Consider the following 19,827-nt stretch of genomic DNA (forward strand, 5'->3'; position numbering starts at 1 on the left):
CACCGCCTGTACGCACCCGTGCCTACCCCAGTCACACCCGCCGCCCCCCCTCAGTTCTCCCACCCCACCCCCCCCCCCCCCCCCCCCACCCCCCCCCCCCCCCCCCCCCACCCCCCCCCCCCCCCCCGACCGACGCGGCTTCCACGCAAACGGCTCCGGCTCCCCGGACGCGACGCCCGTCCCAGGCCCGACAACTGCCCCGGACCGTGCGGCCCCACGGCGTACGACGGCCGCCGGGTCGAGCCGGCGGATCCGCCCTGGCCCCGCAGGTCCGCCACATCCACGGCCCGCGTCGGCGCCGTGCGGGCCGATGGTCCCTCCGGGCCGGACCCGTGCGCCCCTGCCGGATCGTCCGGAACGGGGGTCGAATGGGCAGAGGCGGGTGCCGCCGACGCGGTACGCGCATGAGGAGGTGCCCATGCGGTACCGGGACCGCACGGAGGCCGGTCTGCGGCTGGCCCATCGTCTGGCGCACCTGCGCGGTCAGGACGTCGTCGTGCTGGGGCTGCCGCCGGGCGGTGTGCCCGTGGCCTATGAGGTGGCCAGGGAGCTCGGCGCGGCCCTTGACGTGCTGGTGGTGCGCGGACTCGGTGTGCCCTGGCAGCCGGAGCTGGGCTTCGGCGCGATCGGTGAGGGCGGGGTGCGTGTCCTCGACGAGGACGTGGTCCGCCGCACCGGGCTGGGCCCCGATGAGCAGGCCGTCGTGGAGCGGTCCGAACGGGCCGAACTGGACCGGCGGACGCTGCGTTACCGCGCCGGCCGCCCGCCCGTGCCGGTGGCGGGGCGGGCCGTGGTGATCGTCGACGACGGGCTGGCCACCGGCGCCACCGCGGAGGCCGCCTGCCGGGTGGCCCGCGCGCTGCACGCCGCCCGGGTCGTCCTCGCCGTGCCGGTCGGTCCGGAGTCCGCCGTCACCCGGCTGCGGGGCGCGGCCGACCAGGTGATCGCCCTGCGGCGGCCGCCCCGCGTCGACTCGGTCGGCGCCTGGTACGACGACTTCGCCCAGGTCGGCGACGCACAGGTGACCACCCTGCTCGAGCGGGCCGCCCGCGCCGCTCCGGCGGGCGCGCCCCGGCTCGCCCCCGGTGCGCCCGGGGACGGGGAGGTGCGGGTGCCCGCCGGGCACGTACGACTGGCCGCGCAGCTCGTCGTGCCCGAAGCGGCCCCGGCGGTCGTGGCGTTCGCGCACGGCAGCGGCAGCAGCCGGCACAGCCCCCGCAACCGCTACGTGGCCGGCGTCCTGCACCGGGCCGGCCTGGGGACGCTGCTGCTCGACCTGCTCACCGCGGACGAGGAGCAGAACCGGCACAACGTCTTCGACATCCGTCTGCTCGCCCAACGCCTGCACGCCGCCACGCTGTGGCTGCGGCACGAGACGGGCCTGCCGGTGGCCTACTTCGGGGCCGGCACGGGGGCCGCGGCCGCGCTGGAGGCCGCCGCGCTGCCGGGTGCCGAGGTGGTGTCGATCGTCTCGCGCGGCGGCCGTCCCGACCTGGCCACGCCCGCCGCCCTGGCGCACGTGCGGGCGCCGACGCTGCTCGTCGTCGGGTCCGCCGACCCCCGGGTCCTCAGCCTCAACCGGCTCGCCGCCGACTGGATGCACTGCGAGCACCGGATCGCCGTGGTCCCCGGTGCCACCCACCTCTTCCCCGAGCCCGGAGCCCTGTCCACGGTCGCCGAGGTCGCCGGCGAGTGGTTCACCACCCACCTGCCCCTCCCCCACGCCGGCACCTCACCGGACACCCGGTAAGGGCAGCGGCCACCGACACCAGCCGCAGGCCGGAAGGCCGCAGAAGCCGTTCTCTCTCCGAGCGCGACGGTTACGTTTCGCGCCGCTCGGCAGCGGCTGGAGGCTCTCCAGGGCTGCTGCGGGATGCGGGGCCCCTGGCAACCTCCAGCAGCCCTCCTGGAGCCGGTCCGGTTGCTCATCGCCCACGATCGGCGGCAGATCGGGCCAGTGCTTGTCAGGGCCGCCGGAATGCCGGCTCGCCAGTCGCTTCAGAGCCGGGCGACGACGAGGGCGACGTCGTCGCGGCCGCCGCTGGCCATGTCGAGGCGGGCCAGCACGGTGTCGGCGGTCTGCTCGGGCCCCATCCTGGTGCATTCGGCAAGGGCGCCCATCAGCCGGTCCAGGCCGGTGTCGATGTCCTCCCCGCGGCGCTCGATCAGCCCGTCGGTGTACAGCACCAGGGTGTCCCCCGGCTCGTAGTGGACGCTTGCCTGCGGGCGGGGCATATGCTGCGGGCGCGCGCCCAGCGGCGGGTCGGTCGCGCGGTCCAGCAGTTCACTCCGGCCGTCGGCGTGCGCCAGGACGGGGGGCGGGTGCCCGGCACTGCTGTAGGTGATCATCCGGCTTCGCCGGTCCACGATCGCTTTGACCGCGGTCGTGCCCAGCGCGCCCTCGATCGAGCGGGCGTACAGGCCGAGGACCTCCAGGGCCTGGGCGGGGCGGTCCAGAGCCCGGATGGCGGCCGACAGGGCGCTGCGCAGCATGCCCATGACCGCGGCTGCCTCGAGGCCGTGGCCGATGACATCGCCGACGGCCAGCGCGAGCCGGTCCGGGGGGATGTCGACGACGTCGTACCAGTCGCCGCACACGTTCAGCGAGCCGACCGCCGGCAGGTAGCGCACCACGACATCGCGGTGGTGAGCCAGGTCGGGTGCGTGCAGCATGGCCTCCTGCAGCGTGACGGCGACCTCGCGTTCCCGGGTGTGGGCCTGGCGCAGTTCCTCGTTGAGCCGCTGCAGTTCCCGCGCCCGCGCGTACAGCTCCGCCTCCAACGACTCGGCCACCTCCAAGCGCCGGTCGACGCGGACGCCCGTGGGGTGGGCGGCCAGGTGCGCTTCGACGAACGCGGTGACGTCCTCCACCCGGTGGATGATCCACGCCACCTGCCCGTCCGGCCCGAGAACCGGGGTGTTCACCGGGGACCACCAGCGTTCCTCGAACGCCCCGGGCCGGTGCGGGACGGGGATGTCGTACTTCTGCAGCGCCATCGTGTCCGGCTTGCGCGTGGCCAGCACCCGGTGCAGAGAGGCGTTCAGGTTCCGCACCCCGTCCGCGTCCGGATCACCGGGGTTGTCGGGGAACGCCTGGAAAATATGCCGGCCCACCAGGTCCTCGCGTATGCGCCCGGTCGCCTCCAGGTAGGCCCGGTTGACGTCCACGATCACCAGATCCGGGCCCAGCACCAGATACGGGCTGGGCGTGGCGGCGAACAGCGCCGCGTGATCCACCTGCGCTGCCATCCCGCCGCTCCTGGTTCCCGCTGCATCCTGTGGCCTGACCCCAACCTAGGCTCCCCGCGCTGCCTGCGCCTGCCCACCGCCAACCGCCCGGCTTCATGACTGCCGTCACCGTTCGGCGGCCGGGAGGACTCGGGCGGCTTTCGGAGCCGGCCGCGTCTCGTGGCCATCGGCCCGCGGCCGGGCGACGGCAGCGCCGATGTACCCCACGGTCCACAGCACCACGGCGTTTCAGCGGCCTCGCGGTGTTCGGCGTCGGCTCCGCCTTGGCCGCCGAGTCCGGCGGTCAGGAACTCTGCGGTCAGGCCCTTGTCGCGCCAGGCGCCGGAAGAGGGCGTGGACGCCGGAGCGACGGCTTCGCAGGCCGGAAGGCGCAGACCGCAGGGGGCCGGTCACTCGGGTGGGGACGGGTGGTCGGGGGCTGCTGCCCAGCGTCTGCGTACCGCGTCCTCGTGTTCGCTCTGTTCCAGCGCCGCGTCCGCGCGGGCGAGGGCCGCCTCCAGGCGGGGGACCCAGTGGCGGCGCAGCGCCCGTACCCGGCGGCCGGTGCTGAGCACCTCGGCGCCGACGGTCCGGGCCGCCGCCCGGGCGGCGGCGTACGCCGCGGCCGCGCGCACGGCGTCCGCGTAGGCCGCCTCGGCGTGCACCAGCGCGGTGTTCGCGGGCGCCGGGTCGCCCGGCTGCCGTCCGGGGACCGTGCAGGAGGCGCCCCCTGGATGCCGTACGCCCATCGTGGACGTCCAGGAGACCTCCAGCTCGGCCGGGCGGGTGCGGACGAGGGCGTCCAGGGCCTCCTCGCCGCCGAGGAGCAGTCCCCGGCGCAGCCACGACTCCGCCTCGTCCAGCCGCCGGTGCCAGTGCTCCCGTGCGACGCGTTCGGCCTCCGACAGTTCCTGGTGGCGGGCGCGCAGGATGCGCAGCTTCTGGTCGAGCAGGTCCGCGCCACGCCGGGCCGCGTCCAGGCTGCGGCGCAGCTTCATCCGTCCGGCTCGGCCGGGTGGCACGCGCAGCTGGGCCATGGCGTCACCCGCCTCCCCGCGCGGGCCGGTGGGCGTCGAGGAACTCGGCCGGGATCATGGCGAGTTGGCTGCGCGGCAGGGTGAGCAGCACCTGCCAGGCACGTTCCAGCGTCTGTTCCAGGGTGCGCAGTTCGGCGCTGCCCTGGTCCACCAGGCCGTGCGCGAAGGCCTCGTCGAAGGTGAGGTAGGCACGGTCCGCGGGGCCGAGTGCCGCCTGCCCGACGAGGTCGGCGAGTTCCTTGACCTGGCGGGCCCGGGCCAGCGCGGACAGCAGCTGCGCGGCGACGTCGAGGTGGTCGTCGCGGGTACGGCCCGGCCCGGCGCCCTTGCGCATCAGCCTGGACAGCGACGACAGCGCGTCCACGGGCGGGTAGACGCCCCGGGCGTGCAGGTCGCGGGAGAGCACGATCTGACCCTCCGTGATGTACCCGGTGAGGTCGGGGACGGGGTGGGTGATGTCGCCCGCGGGCATGGTCAGCACCGGCAGCACGGTGACCGAGCCCGGCAGCCCGCGGACGCGTCCGCAGCGCTCGTACAGGGACGCCAGGTCGCTGTAGAGGTAGCCGGGGTAGGCCCGGCGTGCCGGGATCTCCCCGCGGGCGGCGGACACTTCGCGCAGCGCCTCGGCGTAGCTCGTCATGTCGGTCATCACGACCAGGACGTGGCGGCCGGCGGTGAAGGCGAGGTGCTCGGCGACGGTGAGGGCGATGCGCGGGGTGAGGATGCGCTCGATCACCGGGTCGTCGGCGGTGTTGAGCAGCAGCACCAGTTCGCCCGCCGCCGAGCGTTCCTCCAGCGCGTCGCGCACGAACGCGGCGTCGGCGTGGGTGACGCCCATCGCCGCGAACACCACGCAGAACGGCTGTCCGCCGGCCGTGGACTGGGCGGCGATCTGGGCGGCGAGTTCCAGGTGCGGCAGCCCGGCCGCGGAGAACACGGGCAGCTTCTGCCCGCGCACCAGGGTGGTGAGGGCGTCGATGGCGCTGACGCCGGTCAGCACGGGCTCGGCGGGCGGCTCCCGGCGCACCGGGTTGACGGGGTTGCCGCCGACGGCCGAGGTGGCCGCGCCGAACACCGGCGGGCCGCCGTCGAGGGGTTCGCCGCGGCCGTTGCACACCCGTCCCAGCCAGCCGGTGCCGACGGGGACGCGCAGGGGCGTGCCGGTGAAGGCGGCGCGCACGCGCGCCGGGTCCATGCCGCCGGTGTCCTCGAGGACCTGGACCACGGCCGTGCCGCGGTCGACCTCCAGCACGAGCCCGTGCCGCCGCTCGCCCGAGTCGAGGGTGAACAGCACGAACTCGTCCCATCCGACCCCCTCGACCTTGTCGACGACGGCCAGGGGACCGCGCAGCTCGCGCACCGAGGTGTACTCGACGCGGCCCCAGTCCTGTGTCCCGTTCACGACACCTCCGCCAGCCGGGCGAGCATGGCCGCGCCGAGTTCGCCGGCCTTCGCCGCGTCCTGCGGCCCGGCCTCCTCGCGGGCGCGCAGCACGGGCGAGAAGTCGGCCTCCTCGATACGGGCCGGCGGCACCCCCGCGTCGGCCAGCTCGCGGCAACGGGCGATCACCGCCAGCACCGCCTCGGCCAGCGCTGCCGTCTTCTCCGGGCCGCTGTGGGCGTCCCGCGCGGACAGGGCGCTCTGCTGGAGCACGCCTTCCCGGACGAGCCGTCCGGCCAGCACGCTGACGCGTTCCTGGGCGGGCAGGGCCGTGATGCCGACCAGGTCGACCAGATCGGCGAGCCGGTCGGCCTCGGCGAGCACCTCGGCGACGCGGGCCCGGCGCGCGGGCCAGTCCGGGTCGTCGGTGGCGGCGTGGTGGGCGCCGATGGTGCCGGCGTCGCGGGAGAAGGACTCGGCCCAGGAGACGGCCGGGTAGTGCCGTGCGTAGGCGAGGTCGCGGTCGAGGGTCCACAGGCAGCGTACGAAGCGCTGGGTGTGGGCGGTGACCGGCTCCGCCATGTCGCCGCCGGGCGGGGACACCGCGCCGATCACCGTGACCGAGCCGGTGCGGCCGCCGAGGGTGGTGACGGCCCCGGCGCGCTCGTAGAACGCCGCGATGGCGGAGGCGAGGCCCGCCGGGTAGCCCTCCTCGGCGGGCAGGGCGCCGGTGCGGGAGGCGAACTCCCGCAGCGCCTCCGCCCACCGGGAGGTGGAGTCGGCGATGACGACCACGTCCAGGCCCATGTCGCGGAAGTACTCGGCGACCGTGACGCCGGTGTAGACGCTGGCCTCCCGCGCCATCATCGGCATGTTCGAGGTGTTGGCCACGATGACCGTCCGGTCGGCGAGCCGGCCTCCGGTGCGCGGGTCGGTGAGCGCGCCGAACTCCTCGATGACGTCGGCCATCTCGTTGCCGCGCTCGCCGCAGCCGACGTAGACGATGACGTCGGCGTCGCACCACTTGGCGATCTGCTGCAGCAGCACCGTCTTGCCGGTGCCGAAGCCGCCCGGTACGGCGACCGTGCTGCCGAGCGCGACCGGGAAGAGCAGGTCGATGACCCGCTGCCCGGTGTGCAGGGCGCGGCCGGCGTCCCGGCGTCCGCGGACCGGGCGGGGCGTGCGGACGGGCCAGTGGGTGGTCATCCGGACCTCGGTGCCCGCGACGGTGGCGAGGACCGCGTCCTCCGGGTGGCGGCCCGCCGCGGCGGGCCGTGCCACCGTTCCCGTGCAGCCGGGCGGCACGAGCACCCGCACCGGCACCGGTCCCGCGTCGCGGATCTCGCCGAGGACGTCGCCGGGGGCGACCGGGTCGCCCTCCGCGGCCAGCGGGGCGTACTCCCACCGCCGTGCCGGCCCGCCGGAGCGGCGGCCGGCGGCGCCCGGCTCCAGCCAGGGGCCCGCGTCCGCCAGCGGGCGCAGCAGTCCGTCGAAGACGCCGCCGAGCAGGCCGGGGCCGAGGGCCGCCGACAGCGGCCTGCCCAGCGGGCGGACCGGCATCCCGGGCGCGAGGCCGCCGGTGTACTCGTACGCCTGGACGGTGACGACGGTGTCGCGGATGGCGACGACCTCCCCGGGCAGCCGGGCCTCGCCCAGCTCGACCAGGTCGTACATGGCGGTGCCGGCCACGCCCTCGGCCTCGACGAGGGGGCCGTTGACCCGCAGGACGCGGCCGGTGCCGTACGCGGTGCCGTTCGGTGTGCCGGTACCGGTACCGGTCAGGGTGCCCACAGCCGCTCCGCCTCCACTCCCGTCCGCTCCAGCGCCCGGCGGGCCAGCGCGGCCAGGCTGCAGTCGATGCCGCGGCCCGGGGCCTCGCCGGTCACGCCGCCTCCGGGGGCCTCCGTCACGACGGCGTCCGGGCCCAGGACCTGCCGTACGTACTCTGTGAGCCGTTCCCGCAGCCGTGGGTAGGCGTCGGTGCCGCGCAGTTCGCCGACGCCCTGGACGACCTGCCGGCCGAGTTCCTCCCAGCACTCGCGGCGGGCGGCGAGTTCCCGGGCCCGGGCGGTCCTGCGGGCGCGGACGCGGGCGGTGGCGCGGACGTTCTCGGCGTCGGCCGCGCCCTGCCTCCGGGCCTCGGCCAGGATCTCCGCGGCGCGGGTCTCGGCGTCACGGAGCGCGGCGGCGGCGTCCGCGTCGGCCGCCGCCAGCAGGGCCTCGGCCTCGGCGCGGGCGTCCCGCAGCAGACGGTCGCGCACCGGCTCGAGGGCCGCGTCGGCCCGGGCGGGCAGGGTGGGCTTCTCGGGCTTCGTGGCGGCGCTCATGACGGCATCACCGCGGTGAGCGGTCCGGTGTCGTCGAACGGTTCCGGGCCGAGCGCGGCGGCCGCGGCGGGCGTCATGATCACCAGCCCGACCTCCGCCGGAATCCTGTCCCGGGCGGCGCGCACGGCCCGCGGGTCCTCCGCGGCGAACACGTCGACGCCGGCCGCCGCCAGCCCCGCGACCCGCACCCGCTCCCCGATCGCCGCGACCCGCGACCGCCCGGCCCGCCGGTCGGTCCACCGGTCGGCCCGCGGCCCCGGCGCCCCGGCGACGGACGCTCCCGGCTCCGCTCCGCCGACGGCCTCACCCGAGTGACCGCCACCCGACCGTGCGCCGCCGTCCCGGCCTACGGGGTGGGCACCTGGTTCCCCGCTGTCGGCGCGAGCGTCGGAGTTCCCACTGACGGTGCAGGCGCCGATGTCCCCTCCGCCGGCATCCGCATCGTCCTCCCCGCCGACGGCGTGGGCGTCGGGGTCCCCGGTGTCCGTGCAAGCGCCGTGGTCTCTGCCCACGGCGGGCGCGGGCCGGTCGCGGGGGTCGGCTCGCGGTGTCGTCGTCACGTCATGTCCGCCGCCTCCGCCGCCCGGCACCGGAACGTCTGCCGCGTCGGCGTCCGATGTCGTCACCACACCCGCACCAGCATCCGCACCGGGCGTGGCCGGGGCTCCACGCGGGTCGGCCGGGGTCCGGCCACCGCCCTCGACGCGCGCGCCGCCCCCGCCCCCGGCGCGCGGCGTCGCGCCGTACCCGGCACGCGGCCCGCCCGCTTCCCCGGACCCGGCCGCACGTCCGGGCAGGTCATCGTTGTCGGCGGGCATGTCAGGATTTCCCGATCAGGAGGATGGCGACGACCAGGCCGTAGATGGCGATGCCTTCGGCCAGGCCGACGATGACCATGGCCCGGCCGAAGAGTTCGGGGCGTTCGCTCAGCGCGGCCAGCGCCGCCGCGCCGGTGTAGGCGACGGCGACGGCCGCGCCGATCGACGCCCCGGCGACCGCGATGGCGGCTCCGATGAGGGCCGCCGAGTTGGAGCCGGAACTCTGCGCCGCCGTCGTCACGGCGTCCGCGTGCGCCGAGCCGCCGCTCAGCCCGACGACCAGGAGCGACAGGGCTCCCGCGAACAGGGCCGCGTCCGCCGCGAGGACGGACCGCAGCACCGCCTTGCTGCGGCGCCGCAGCAGCCGGTGCGTCACGGCGAACGCCCCGACGAGCGCCGGCAGTGCGATCAGCCAAGCGATCATGTCGTCACCTCCGTGCTGTGCAGTGCGGGCACGTCCTCGTGCTCGGCGGTCCGCTGCGTGGGTACGTGCCAGGGCCGGAACGGCCGCCCCTCGGCGTCGAAGACGCGGGAGAACAGCTCGTAGAACTCCAGGCGCAGCGCCTGGACGCCGGCCACCAGCGCCTCCAGCGCGAACGCGAGCGCGTTGCCGGCCAGGAAGACGACGGCCGCCGCGACGACCGCCACCGGACCGGATCCGGCGAGCGCCGTGGTGCCCCGCCAGACCATGGCGCCGAGCGCGGCGTGGGTCAGCCCGAAGGCGGCGAGCCGGGCGAAGGAGACGGTGTTCGAGCCGATGCGGATCACCACGTCGAACAGCTGGATGCCGGTCTGCAGGGCGCCCGCGGCGCCGCCTCCGGACGCCGTGAACAGACCGATGCCGGCCAGCGCCAGTCCGGTCACGGCGAGCAGCGCACCGGCCGTCAGGAGCGCGGGCGTGTGCAGCGCGACGCCGCCCGCGAGTCCGCCGAGGCCGAGGAACACGGCGGTTCCGGCGATGCCGGAGGAGGCGTACAGGGCGTGGCCCGGGCCGCCCTCGCGCCACCGGTTGACGATGCCCGCCACGTAGGCGAGGGCGAGCAGGACCGCGCCGAAGGCGATGGCGCTGCCCAGCAGGCGCAGCGGCTGGTCCATCGGGTTCAGCCACAGCACCGGCAGCACTCCGGTGGGGCCGAAGAACTCCCCGTACGCGATGCCGGCCAGGATGCTGGTGACCCCGGCACCGGCCAGGAACGGCCACACAGTCCGCAGGGACGCCAGGCGGCGGACGCGGCCGGAGCGCAGCAGCAGTGCGCCGACGAGCAGCAGGAGCCCGTGGCCGGCGTCGCCGAACATCATCCCGAACATGACGACGTAGGCGATCCCGGCGGGGAGGGTGGGGTCGACGTCGGCGTAGGGGACGGTCCCGTAGGTGCGCACCAGCGGCACCAGGGAGCGCCGCACCGTGCCGTGCTCGGCCAGCCGGGTCGGCGGATCGGTTCCGCGCGGCGTCCGCAGCGGCACCACGGCGCCTCCGGCGTCCGCGAGCAGGCCGGCGAGTCGGGGCACGTCGGCGGCGGGGCACCAGCCGGCGAGCGCGGCCACGTCGCCGTGCAGCACGGCCGCCTCCCGGTGGGCCTCCAGTTCCGCCTCGCCGGCCAGCAGGTCGGCCCGGCCCTGGCGCCGCAGCTCGTCGAGGTCGGGCTCGGTGGCGGACAGCAGCGGCCGGGCTGGTTGCGCGCCCAGTGCCTGGAGCCGGCGGGCGGCGGGGCCGGGGGCGCCGCGGTCGGCGTCGTCGGCGTGGTCCAGTTCGACGCAGCCCGCGTCGGCGACCCGCACCAGGGTGTCCCGCAGGGCGGCGCGGGGGGCGACGACGGCCACCCGCCGCATCCGGGCCGGGGTCAGGGAGTCAGCCCATGAGCTCATCGAACGCCTCCAGCGCCCGGCCGCCCTGGGCGGCGCACTCCAGGCCGGCGCGGACCCGCCAGGCGTCGACGCCGAGCACGGCGGCCGCGGCCACGACGGGTGAGGCGTCGAGCCGCGCCCGGCGCAGCGTCTCCAGGGCCTCCGCTTCGACCGTGGGCCACCAGCGGGCCTCGGCCCGCCACAGGTCCTCCGGCCGTTCGACGTCCGCCAGCACCCAGCGGGCCGGGGCCGCCAGCCGGGCGCGGAAGCCGGTGAACGACGGCGCGCGCAGGGCGGCCGAGCCGAGCAGCGACGCGGCGTGGCGCCCGGCGGGCCGGGTCAGCCGCAGGCCGGTGAGATGGACCTCGCGGGCCACCAGCAGCGCGGCCTGGCCCGCCGCCCAGCGGGCGGCCTGCGGCACCTTCGCGGCGGTCCGGGCGGCCGCCGACAACCGCATGCCGGTGACAACGGCGGCCGGTGACTCGGCTCCGGGATCGCCCCACGCGGAAGTGGCCAGCACGGCGCGCACTTCGGCCGGGGAGGCGGTCCGCGACAGCCGCGGCCACGCGGTCGACAGCGCGCCCAGCCGGTAGGGGACGCGACGCGGCGCGCCGGACAGGGCGCGCAGGTGGTGACGGGTGTTCTCGATCTCGAAGGCGGAGGCGAGCAGGCGTACGGCGACGGCGCCCGGCCTGGGCTGCCATCCGGTGAGCACCCGCAACTGCCACACCAGGGCGTCCGACACGGCGCGCTGCGCGTCGGCGGCGCCGGCCGTCACGTCGAGTCCGCGCCGGTAGAAGGTGCCGGCGAGTTCGCGCAGTGCGTCGGACAGGCTCGGCGCGGCCGCCAGGTGCCGTGCCGTGTCGGGCCCGGCCCGCCCGGCGGCCATGGCTCTGGCCCGGGTCACTCCCGCGACCCACCCTGCGCCCATGGCGTCTCCCGGTGTGGTGCTTCGGGCCGTGTCCCGGCTTCGTCGGTGCCCGGCGCGCCGGTCGATTCGTCCGTGGCGCCGGACAGCTCGTCCGTCGCGCCGGTCAGCTCGTCCGTCGTCCGGGCCACCAGTCGCGCCGCCAGGTCCGGCATGCGTGCGCGCGCCCGTTGCCGCAGCTCGGTCACGGCGCGTTCGGCGGCGGCCTCCGCGCGGGCGGCCTCGGCGGCGGCCTCCTGGCGGAGGCGGGCCGCGGTCTCGTGGCGTACGTCGAGGGCCCGCTGCTGGGCCGAGCGCACGACGCGTTCGGCACGCTCGGCGGCGGCACGGCGGCGGTGCGCGGCCTCGCGGACGGCGGCCTCGCGGATCGCGGCCGCCTCGGCCGCGGCGGCGTCGGTGGCGGCGAGCGGGGCCCGCAGTTCGGCCGCGAGCTCGGCGGACCGGTCGGCGGGAACGGCCCCGCCGGCCGCCGGACCGGGTGAACCGGCCGGCCGGAAACGCGCGAGGAACGCGCGGAAATCCGGCATGAGCACCTCCCGGCCCGCTCGGTGACCGCTCGTCCACTTTTACCGGGATGCCCCCGGATTGTCCTTGGATGTCCTCGGATTCCACGGTACGGACGTGGCGTGAAGTGTCCACAGGGGCCGGTCGACCTGGGCCAGGGGCCGTGCGGCCCCTGTGGTCGCGGTCACCGCGGCGGGAAGGTGGTCTCGGAGGACTCTCGACCCTGCGTACGGCCGGAGGTTGCCATGGATGACCGAAACGCGCGGGAAGCCGGTACGGCGTCGGCTGAGGCCCGTCGCACGGTACCGGGCCTGGCCCCGAAACCGGCGGAGGAGTTCCGCCAGGACCTGATGGTGCGTTATCTGCAGGCCATGGCCGCGCGGTCGGTGGAGGCCGCGGCGCGGGAGCCGGTCGCAGCCGCCGCCGCACGTGCGGCCGTGCCGCCCGCGGCCCATGCGATCCCCGTCCCGGAGCTTCAGGTGCGGCACGTGATGCGGCGGGCCGTCGCGGGGATCTCCGCGGACACGCCCTTCCTGGAGGTCGCCCGGTTGCTGGCCCGTGAGCAGGTCGGCGCCGCGCCCGTGGTGGACGCCGACCAGCGGGTCATCGGGGTGATCGCGGAGTCCGATCTGCTCGCGCGGGCCGCGTCCCTCGCGTCGGACGAACGGCCCGGCACGTTCGAGCGACTGTTCGGCCGGCGGCAGGCGCCCGGGGGCGACGGGGGGACGGCGGCCACGCTGATGACGGCGCCGGCACTCACCGTCCACCCGTGGACCCATGTGCTCGAAGCGGCCCGTACGGCCGCCCACTCCCGGATCCGGCAGATCTACGTGACCGATCACAAGGGCACGCTCGTCGGCGTCGTCAGCCGCAGTGAGCTGCTGCACGCCCTGGTGCGGGAGGACGCGGCCATCCGGGAGGAGGTCGTCGCCAAGGTCCTGCGGGAGGAGCTGGGCATCGACCCGGCACAGCTGGACGTGCAGGTGCGCAACGGCACGGTGACGCTGAGCGGCTCGCTGGACGCGGACGTGGTCCCGCGGCTGACGGAGGCGGTGGCGGGGATCCCGGACGTGGTGGAGGTGGTGGACCACCTGATCGCCGTGTGAGCGGCCGGAAGCGCGGGGCCCCCTCCCCCGGTCGTACAGGGTGACTGACGACCGGGGGACGGGGCTACGCGCGTCCCGCGGCAACGGCAGTCGGAGGCGACGCGGGCGCCGGCGGGCTACGTGCGGTTCAAGGCGCGGCGCGGGGTGGCCGGGGTGTCCCCGCGCTGTTCGGCCCGCGGGGCGTACCGGCCCTGCTGGACCAACGGGCCAGCAGCAGGGCGAGGGCCAGCAGGACCGCTCCGACGACGAGGATCGACAGCGGTGCCGCGAGCGATCCCGGGAGGTAACGTTCCGCCGTCTGCGGCACCGTCTGCAGAGTCGCGAAGGCGCCGAGCAGCAGCGCCCAGACCTTGCGCAGCGCCACTCCCGCGGCGAGCAGGCCGCCCGCGGTGGCCAGAGCGAGGACGTGACCGGCGGCGAGGTCCATGGTCAGCTGCGCGCCGACCAGCAGACCGAGCGCGGCGGCGAGATACCCGGTCTCCCGCGGGAGCACGTGGCCGCGGTGCGCGGCGGCGCCCCACAGCGCGGACAGCAGCCAGACACCGAGCCCGGGCGCCCACAACGGCACGTCGTCACCGAGGCATTCGACGCCCGCCGCGAGCGTGACGGCGGCGCCCGCGAACACCGCCAGCTGTTGCAGCGGTGCGGGCCTGAGCAGCCACGGCACGACGCCGTACGCCGTCGCGGCACCGGCGGCGGTCAGGGCCGTGACCTGCGGGGAGAAGTTCCCTGCCCGGGCGGCGAGCACGCCCGCGAAGGCGGCCACCGAGCCGGTGGACGCCAGCCACAGCACACCGCGCAGCCGCACGAACGCCGGTTCGGCCGCATCGCGCAGCAGGGCACCGGCGACGCCCAGGACGACGGCGGCCACCGCCGCGAGGGCGGCCTGCGCGCCCGTGGGGATGTCCGGCCACAGCCGGTGCGCCGCCAGGAACCCGGCGACGACCGCCATCGCCGCCCCCAGGTAGCCCAGCGCCTCGGCCACCAGCGGCACCCGGCCGGCCTGGTGCGTTCCGCCCGTACGAGCATGAGCCGTACCGGCCTGAGCCCCAACGGCCTGAGTCCCAGCGGCCTGACCGGCGCCTGCTGCCGCGCGGGCCCGTTCGGCGGCCTCGATCCGCTCGGCCTGACCGGCCTCGAGCAGTCCCTCGGCCACCCAGCGGGCCAGCCGGGCGTTCAGCGCCGTGTCGGGCGGGATGCCCACCATGGCCTGCCTCCCCACCTGCGCGACTCGCGCGCACTCATGACTCGGCCGGGCTACCGCTACCCGGCGTGGTGCGGGTGGGAGGCGGTCTCGTTCTGCCGGACGTGTTCGGCGATCCGCTCGGGAGACGGCCGTTCACGGGTGAAGACGTCCTGCCCGACGGCCGTGGCCTCCCAGGTGTTGGCCGGGTTGGCGGACGCGGTGAGCAGCCATGTGGCGCAGATCCGCTCTCCGCCCTCCTTGTGGTACTGACCGCTCCAGCTGGTCACCGACGCGGCGTCGCTGCGCTCGTTGTGCCAGGCCACCGTCCAGCCGAGGGTGGTCCCGTGGTCGGGGAAGTCGGCCGTGTCGTAGCGGCCGACGAGCGGGTAGGCACCCGCGACGTGGCCGGTGGCCGACATGTAGGTGCCCCTGATTCCTCCGACGGGGTCGACCGTGATCCTCATGTGCGAGCCGGCCTCGTTGTACCAGTCACCACTGATGCTCATCGCTCGCTCCTACTCCTGTCGGCGCACGGCTGTCGCGCCGGCCTGGTCGGCCGGGAGCCCACGGGGCTTCCGCCCCACTTCGATCATTCGCCCCGCGCGCACCCCTGTGCACTGGGCCGAACGTCCCCGGGCCCGGGCCCGGGCGGGTTGACCTGCAGTCCTGCCCGGCCCACCCTCCGCCGAAGGCAGGCGCCTCCGCGCCGCCGACCGCGGGGCCCTCTCCCGCCACCGCGGCCGGGCCGAACGGCCCACCCCGCCGTCGCAAGCGGGGCCGAACGGCCCACCCGCGTCGGCCCGAACGGCCCTGTTGCCGTGCTGGTGCGGACGTAGGCTGAAGTCAGCCTGCGGGGCGAGCGAGGGAGTCCGCCCGGAACGGCCGTTCCCAACAGGGGAGTCACCGCCCCTGTCAGAGGACGCCGCAGACGGGTGGGCTGAGAGGCCGGACGGTCGGAAGACCGGATGGCGACCTCCAGAACCTGATCCGGACCATGCCGGCGAAGGGAGCCCACCTCGCAGGTTCGTTCGTGCCCCCGGGAGCGTCGTCTCCAGGGGGCTTCCGCATGTCCTGGGGCTTCCGCGTGTACGGGGGCTTCCGCGTGTACGGGGGCTTCCGCCCGCCCGCTGTCCGGGCCCGCCCGCCCCCGGGGGTGGGCCGGGTGGCCCCTGGCGACACGATCTTCGCTGACCCAGGCTGGAACGGAGAGTTGCCGTCCAGCCGTGGGGGTACGGTGCCGAGTCATCTCACCGCGAGCGTTCCGGCCGGTCCCCCCCGCCCCGGGGCGGCCCTGCCGCGGCCCGACGGATCGTCGGCGCCGGTCCAGCGACTGCGTCCGGACGAGGTGTTCGGCGCGTACGGCACCTCGGTCCGCGGCCTGTCGGGCACGGAGGCCGAGGCCCGCCTTGGGTACTACGGCCCCAACCAGCTGCCGCGGCCCCGCCGCAAGGGGATGTGGCGGCGCTTCGCCGCCCAGTTCACCGATCTGTTCGCGGTCGTCCTGATCGTCGCGTCGGTGCTGACGTTCCTCGCCTACGCGCTGCAGCACCCGCGCGACGTGGGGAACCTGCAGCTGGCCTTCGCCATCCTGGGCGTGGTGCTGCTGAACGCGGTGATCGGCTTCGTGCAGGAGTACTCCGCCGAGCGCACCGCCCAGACCCTGCAGGCCATGGTGCCGCACACCTGCCGGGTGCTGCGGGACGGGGAGCGGCTGGAGCTGCCGTCGGGGGCGCTGGTGCCCGGCGACCTGGTGGTCCTGGAGGCCGGGGACGCGGTGTCCGCAGACTGCCGGGTCGTCGAGGCCCACGGCCTGTCGGTGAACAACGCGCCGCTGACCGGGGAGAGTTCGGCCGTGGGCCGGGTGAGCGAGCAGACGGCCGCGGACACCGCGCTGGAGTCCCGCAACTGCGTCTTCATGGGCACGACGGTGGTGTCGGGCTCCGGCAAGGCCGTCGTGTACGCCTCCGGCGGGGCGACGGAGTTCGGCCGGATCTACCGCCTCACCGACGAGGCGCCGCAGCAGAAGACGCCGTTGCAGCGCGAGGTGGCGGTGATGGCGCGGCGGGTGGCGGCGCTGGCCGTCGCGGTCGGCGCGGGTGTGTTCGCCCTGCGCCTGCAGACGGGGCAACCGCTGGTGTCGGCGTTCGTGTTCGCGCTGGGGGTCATGGTCGCGCTGGTGCCCGAGGGGCTGCCCGCGACGCTGTCGGTGTCGCTGGCCATCGGCGTGCGGCGGATGGCCCGCCGTCAGGCGCTGGTCAAGAAGCTGCTGGCGGTGGAGGCGCTGGGCTCCACCACCGTCATCTGCACCGACAAGACCGGCACGCTCACCCAGGCCGAGATGACCGTCACGCAGTTGTGGAGCGACGGGACGTCGCACACGGTGTCCGGTGTCGGCTACGCCCCGGTCGGCGAGATCGCCGGCGCCGACGGAGTGCGCGCGCTGCTGTGGGCGGGGGCGCTGTGCACCGACGCCCGACTGGTGCCGCCCGCGCGGTCCGAGGGCTGGCGGGTGCTCGGCGACACCACGGAGGGCGCGATCCTCGTCGCGGCGGCCAAGGCGGGGCTGGAAACGGCGGCGGAGAAGGAGGCGGCCCCGCGGATCGGGGAGTTTCCCTTCGACCCCGTGCGCAAGCTGATGAGCACCGCCCACCGGACGGACCGGGGCAACCTGCTGTGCGTCAAGGGCGCCCCGCAGGAACTCCTCGCCCGGTGCGCCCGGGTCCGCCACGCGGGAGGCGACGAGGAGCTCACCGCGCCGCTGCGGGACACGGTCGTCGCCGCGAACGACGAGATGGCCGGGCGGGGACTGCGGGTGCTGGGCGTCGCGGTGCGCCCGGTCGACGCGGTGCCCGGCACGGTGGAGGAGGCCGAGGCGGGGCTGACGTTCCTGGGCCTGATCGGCATGCTCGACCCGCCCCGGCCCGAGGTGTCCGAGGCGGTGCGAGCCTGCCACCGGGCCGGTATCCGCATCGTGATGCTGACCGGTGACCACCCGCTGACGGCGGAGGCGATCGCCCGCCGCGTCGGCATCGTCACCGACCCCTCCCCCACCGTGGTGACCGGCTCCCGGCTGGACGCCATGGACGCGGACACGCTCGACGGACTGCTCGCCGGGTCGGGTCAGCTGCTGCTGTGCCGGGTCAGCCCGGAGCACAAGATGCGCGTCGTCGCCGCCCTGCAGGCACGCGGCGAGGTCGTCGCCGTCACCGGGGACGGCGCCAACGACGCGCCCGCGCTGAAGCACGCCGACATCGGCGTCGCCATGGGCGCCACCGGCACCGACGTGGCCCGTGAGGCCTCGGTGATGGTGCTGCTGGACGACTCGTTCGCCTCCATCACCGCGGCCGTCGAGCTGGGCCGGTCGGTCTACCGCAACATCCGCAAGTTCCTCGCCTACCTCTTCAGCCACAACCTGGCCGAGCTCGCCCCGATCCTGGCCGCCACCTTCGCCGGATTCCCCCTGGTGCCGCTGACGGCGATCCAGATCCTCGCCATCGACCTGGGCTCCGACGTGCTGCCGGCCCTGGCGCTGGGGGCGGAGCCGCCCGAGCCGGACACCATGGACCGCCCGCCCCGCTCCCGCCGCGAGCGGCTGTTCTCCGCGGAGCTGGTGCGCCGGTTCGTGTTCCTCGGGCTCGTCCAGTCCATCGGCGTGTGCACGGTCTTCTTCTGGCAGGTGCACTCGGCCGGCATCCCGTTCGCCGACTTCACCAGCGGCGACCCCGCCTACCGCAAGGCGATCACGCTCACCCAGGCCGCGATCGTGGTCAGCCAGTTCTTCAACGCCCTGGCCGTGCGGACGGACCGGGAGAGCGTCTTCACGGTGGGGCTGTTCTCCAACCCGCGGCTGATCGCGGGCGGGTGCTTCGGCATCCTCCTGATGGCCGCCATCAGCTACGCACCGCTGCTGCAGGACGTGTTCCACACCGCGCCCCTCGCACCCGTCGACTGGGCCGTCCTGGCGGGCTTCGGCCTGCTGTTGCTGTCCGCGGAGGAGGCCCGCAAGTGGTGGGTGCGCCGCACCCCCGCCCCCGCCGAGAAGGCCACCCAGAAGGCCGCCGGGAACGAGAAGGAGGAGACGCCATGAGGGTCATCGTGGTGGGGTGCGGCCGGGTCGGTTCCGCGCTCGCCGCCCAGCTGGTCAACGAGGGCCACGACGTACGGGTGATCGACCGCGAGCCGAAGGCCCGCCGTCATCTGCCCGCCGGGTTCTCCGGCCGGTTCCTGCCCGGCAACGGCTTCAGCCGCACCGTGCTGGAGGCGGCCGGCATCGAGCTGGCCGACGCGTTCGTGGCCGTGACCTCCGGCGACAACACCAACATCGTCAGCGCCCGCACCGCGAAGGAGACCTACCGGGTACCGATCGTGCTGGCCCGCATCTACGACCCCCGGCGCGCCGACATCTACCGCGACCTGGGCATCCCGACGATCGCGAGCGTGCGCTGGACCGTGCACCAGCTGCACCAGATGCTGCTGCACCGCCACCTCACACCCGAACTCGACTTCGGCAACGGCGAGACGCTGCTGCTGCGCTCCCGGCTGCCCGGCTATCTCACCGGCCGGCACCTGGGCGAGCTGGAGGTAGACGGCGAGATCCGGGTCGTGGAGGTGACCCGCGGCGGCCGGTCGTTCCTGCCGACGCACCACACCCCGGCCGAGGCCGACGATCTCGTCACCTTCGCCGTCGCCGCCGACGCCCTGGGCCGGCTGCGCGGCTTCCTGGACAAGGAGCTGGGCGCATGAACGTCATCGTCGCCGGGGCGGGCCGCCTCGGTACCCAGATCGCCCAGGTCCTGGGCGCCGCCGCGCAGAACCGGGTCACGCTGATCGACCGGGACGACGAGCGCGTCGCCGCGCTGCGCGGGCACGTGCCCGCCGAGCTGTACTGGGGGGACGCCTGCGAGCCGGGCGTCCTGGAGGACGCCGGTGCGGGCGCCGCCGACCTCGTCGTCGCCACGACCGGCGAGGACGAGGACAACCTGGTCATCAGCCTGCTGGCGAAACGCCAGTTCAAGGTCGCCCGGGTGCTGGCCCGGGTGAACGACGAGGACAACGCCTGGATGTTCACCCCGCACTGGGGCGTCGACACCGCCGTCCCGGCCGCCGCGCCCCTCATCTCGCTGATCGAGGAGGCGACCAGCGCCACCGACACCGTCGCCCTGCTGCGGCTGAGCAAGGCGGGCGTCGACGTGATCGAGACGACCATCACCTCGCACTCCCGTGCGGCCGGCCGCACGCTGGCGGAACTCGCCGTCCCGCCGGGCATCGTCGTCACGGCCGTCGTGCGCGGCGGCGACCCGCTGGCGCCCACGCCGGATCTGCGGCTGCGGGAGGGCGACGAACTGCTGATCGTCTCGCACACCGCCACGGAGAGCGAGGTCCACGCGGTGTTCCAGTGACGGCCCCCGCCGCGGGACGGTGCGACAGGGCGGGCGGGGTGGTGGACGCGGGTGCGCGGCCGGTGGGTC

Annotated in this window: 17 protein-coding genes; 5 read left to right on the forward strand and 12 right to left on the reverse strand. The window is 75.7% G+C overall.

The annotated features are described in order from the left end of the window. The first annotated feature begins 418 nt into the window (after nt 1–418). The gene (locus ACZ5GT_RS21690) at nt 419–1,750 is read left to right on the forward strand and encodes a phosphoribosyltransferase (RefSeq protein ID WP_469027392.1); all 1,332 of its coding nucleotides are present in this window, start codon (nt 419–421) and stop codon (nt 1,748–1,750) included. 248 nt (nt 1,751–1,998) lie between these two features. On the opposite strand, the gene ACZ5GT_RS21695 is transcribed toward ACZ5GT_RS21690, so the two are convergent. From ACZ5GT_RS21695 to ACZ5GT_RS21740, 10 genes are all read right to left on the reverse strand, one after another. After that, on the reverse strand, nt 1,999–3,249 hold the full coding sequence (locus tag ACZ5GT_RS21695) for a PP2C family protein-serine/threonine phosphatase (RefSeq protein WP_469027399.1): 1,251 nt from the start codon (nt 3,247–3,249) through the stop codon (nt 1,999–2,001). Nucleotides 3,250–3,638: 389 nt separating this feature from the next. Then, a complete protein-coding gene (locus ACZ5GT_RS21700) occupies nt 3,639–4,265 on the reverse strand; it encodes a V-type ATP synthase subunit D (RefSeq protein WP_469027406.1) in 627 nt (208 codons plus the stop codon). Between the two features lie 4 nt (nt 4,266–4,269). Further along, entirely contained in the window at nt 4,270–5,667 is a 1,398-nt protein-coding gene (locus ACZ5GT_RS21705) for a V-type ATP synthase subunit B (protein WP_469027413.1), read from the reverse strand. Beyond that, on the reverse strand, nt 5,664–7,436 hold the full coding sequence (locus ACZ5GT_RS21710) for a V-type ATP synthase subunit A (RefSeq protein WP_469027419.1): 1,773 nt from the start codon (nt 7,434–7,436) through the stop codon (nt 5,664–5,666). Before ACZ5GT_RS21710 ends, ACZ5GT_RS21705 begins: the two co-directional genes overlap by 4 nt. Then, the gene (locus ACZ5GT_RS21715; RefSeq protein ID WP_469027422.1) at nt 7,424–7,972 is read right to left on the reverse strand and encodes a V-type ATP synthase subunit E family protein; all 549 of its coding nucleotides are present in this window, start codon (nt 7,970–7,972) and stop codon (nt 7,424–7,426) included. The genes ACZ5GT_RS21710 and ACZ5GT_RS21715 overlap by 13 nt, the downstream gene beginning before the upstream one ends. Continuing rightward, on the reverse strand, nt 7,969–8,532 hold the full coding sequence (locus tag ACZ5GT_RS21720; RefSeq protein ID WP_469027427.1) for a hypothetical protein: 564 nt from the start codon (nt 8,530–8,532) through the stop codon (nt 7,969–7,971). Before ACZ5GT_RS21720 ends, ACZ5GT_RS21715 begins: the two co-directional genes overlap by 4 nt. Before the next feature lie 259 nt (nt 8,533–8,791). Further along, nucleotides 8,792–9,214, reverse strand: a complete 423-nt coding sequence (locus ACZ5GT_RS21725) for an ATP synthase subunit C (protein WP_469027430.1) — start codon at nt 9,212–9,214, stop codon at nt 8,792–8,794. Then, a complete protein-coding gene (locus tag ACZ5GT_RS21730) occupies nt 9,211–10,656 on the reverse strand; it encodes a V-type ATPase 116kDa subunit family protein (RefSeq protein WP_469027434.1) in 1,446 nt (481 codons plus the stop codon). Before ACZ5GT_RS21730 ends, ACZ5GT_RS21725 begins: the two co-directional genes overlap by 4 nt. Continuing rightward, complete coding sequence (locus ACZ5GT_RS21735) at nt 10,640–11,566, reverse strand: hypothetical protein (protein ID WP_469027439.1); 927 nt, start codon at nt 11,564–11,566, stop codon at nt 10,640–10,642. The genes ACZ5GT_RS21730 and ACZ5GT_RS21735 overlap by 17 nt, the downstream gene beginning before the upstream one ends. Next, nucleotides 11,539–12,090: a hypothetical protein gene (locus ACZ5GT_RS21740; protein WP_469027442.1), complete on the reverse strand. Its 552-nt coding sequence runs from the start codon at nt 12,088–12,090 to the stop codon at nt 11,539–11,541. Before ACZ5GT_RS21740 ends, ACZ5GT_RS21735 begins: the two co-directional genes overlap by 28 nt. Nucleotides 12,091–12,312: 222 nt before the next feature. Here ACZ5GT_RS21740 and ACZ5GT_RS21745 point away from each other — a divergent pair, with 222 nt between their 5' ends. Further along, nucleotides 12,313–13,173, forward strand: a complete 861-nt coding sequence (locus tag ACZ5GT_RS21745; protein ID WP_469027446.1) for a CBS domain-containing protein — start codon at nt 12,313–12,315, stop codon at nt 13,171–13,173. A 127-nt stretch (nt 13,174–13,300) separates the two neighbouring features. Here ACZ5GT_RS21745 and ACZ5GT_RS21750 read toward each other — a convergent pair whose 3' ends face one another. Together ACZ5GT_RS21750 and ACZ5GT_RS21755 are read right to left on the reverse strand one after the other, a co-directional pair. Beyond that, a complete protein-coding gene (locus tag ACZ5GT_RS21750; RefSeq protein WP_469027451.1) occupies nt 13,301–14,380 on the reverse strand; it encodes a hypothetical protein in 1,080 nt (359 codons plus the stop codon). Nucleotides 14,381–14,436: 56 nt separating this feature from the next. Next, nucleotides 14,437–14,865 (reverse strand): avidin/streptavidin family protein, encoded by a 429-nt coding sequence (locus tag ACZ5GT_RS21755; RefSeq protein ID WP_469027454.1) that lies wholly within the window; start codon nt 14,863–14,865, stop codon nt 14,437–14,439. 728 nt (nt 14,866–15,593) lie between these two features. Between ACZ5GT_RS21755 and ACZ5GT_RS21760 the strand changes: the two genes are divergently transcribed. Genes ACZ5GT_RS21760 through ACZ5GT_RS21770 form a run of 3 tightly spaced genes read left to right on the forward strand, consistent with a single transcriptional unit; the run spans nt 15,594 to nt 19,758 of the window. After that, entirely contained in the window at nt 15,594–18,446 is a 2,853-nt protein-coding gene (locus tag ACZ5GT_RS21760) for a cation-translocating P-type ATPase (protein ID WP_469027458.1), read from the forward strand. Continuing rightward, nucleotides 18,443–19,102 (forward strand): potassium channel family protein, encoded by a 660-nt coding sequence (locus tag ACZ5GT_RS21765; RefSeq protein WP_469027465.1) that lies wholly within the window; start codon nt 18,443–18,445, stop codon nt 19,100–19,102. Before ACZ5GT_RS21760 ends, ACZ5GT_RS21765 begins: the two co-directional genes overlap by 4 nt. After that, nucleotides 19,099–19,758 carry a potassium channel family protein gene (locus ACZ5GT_RS21770; protein ID WP_469027472.1) on the forward strand — a complete coding sequence of 220 codons (660 nt, stop codon included), beginning with the start codon at nt 19,099–19,101 and terminating at the stop codon, nt 19,756–19,758. The genes ACZ5GT_RS21765 and ACZ5GT_RS21770 overlap by 4 nt, the downstream gene beginning before the upstream one ends. Nucleotides 19,759–19,827: the final 69 nt, after the last annotated feature.

Source organism: Streptomyces sp. NPDC031340 (assembly GCF_055569945.1).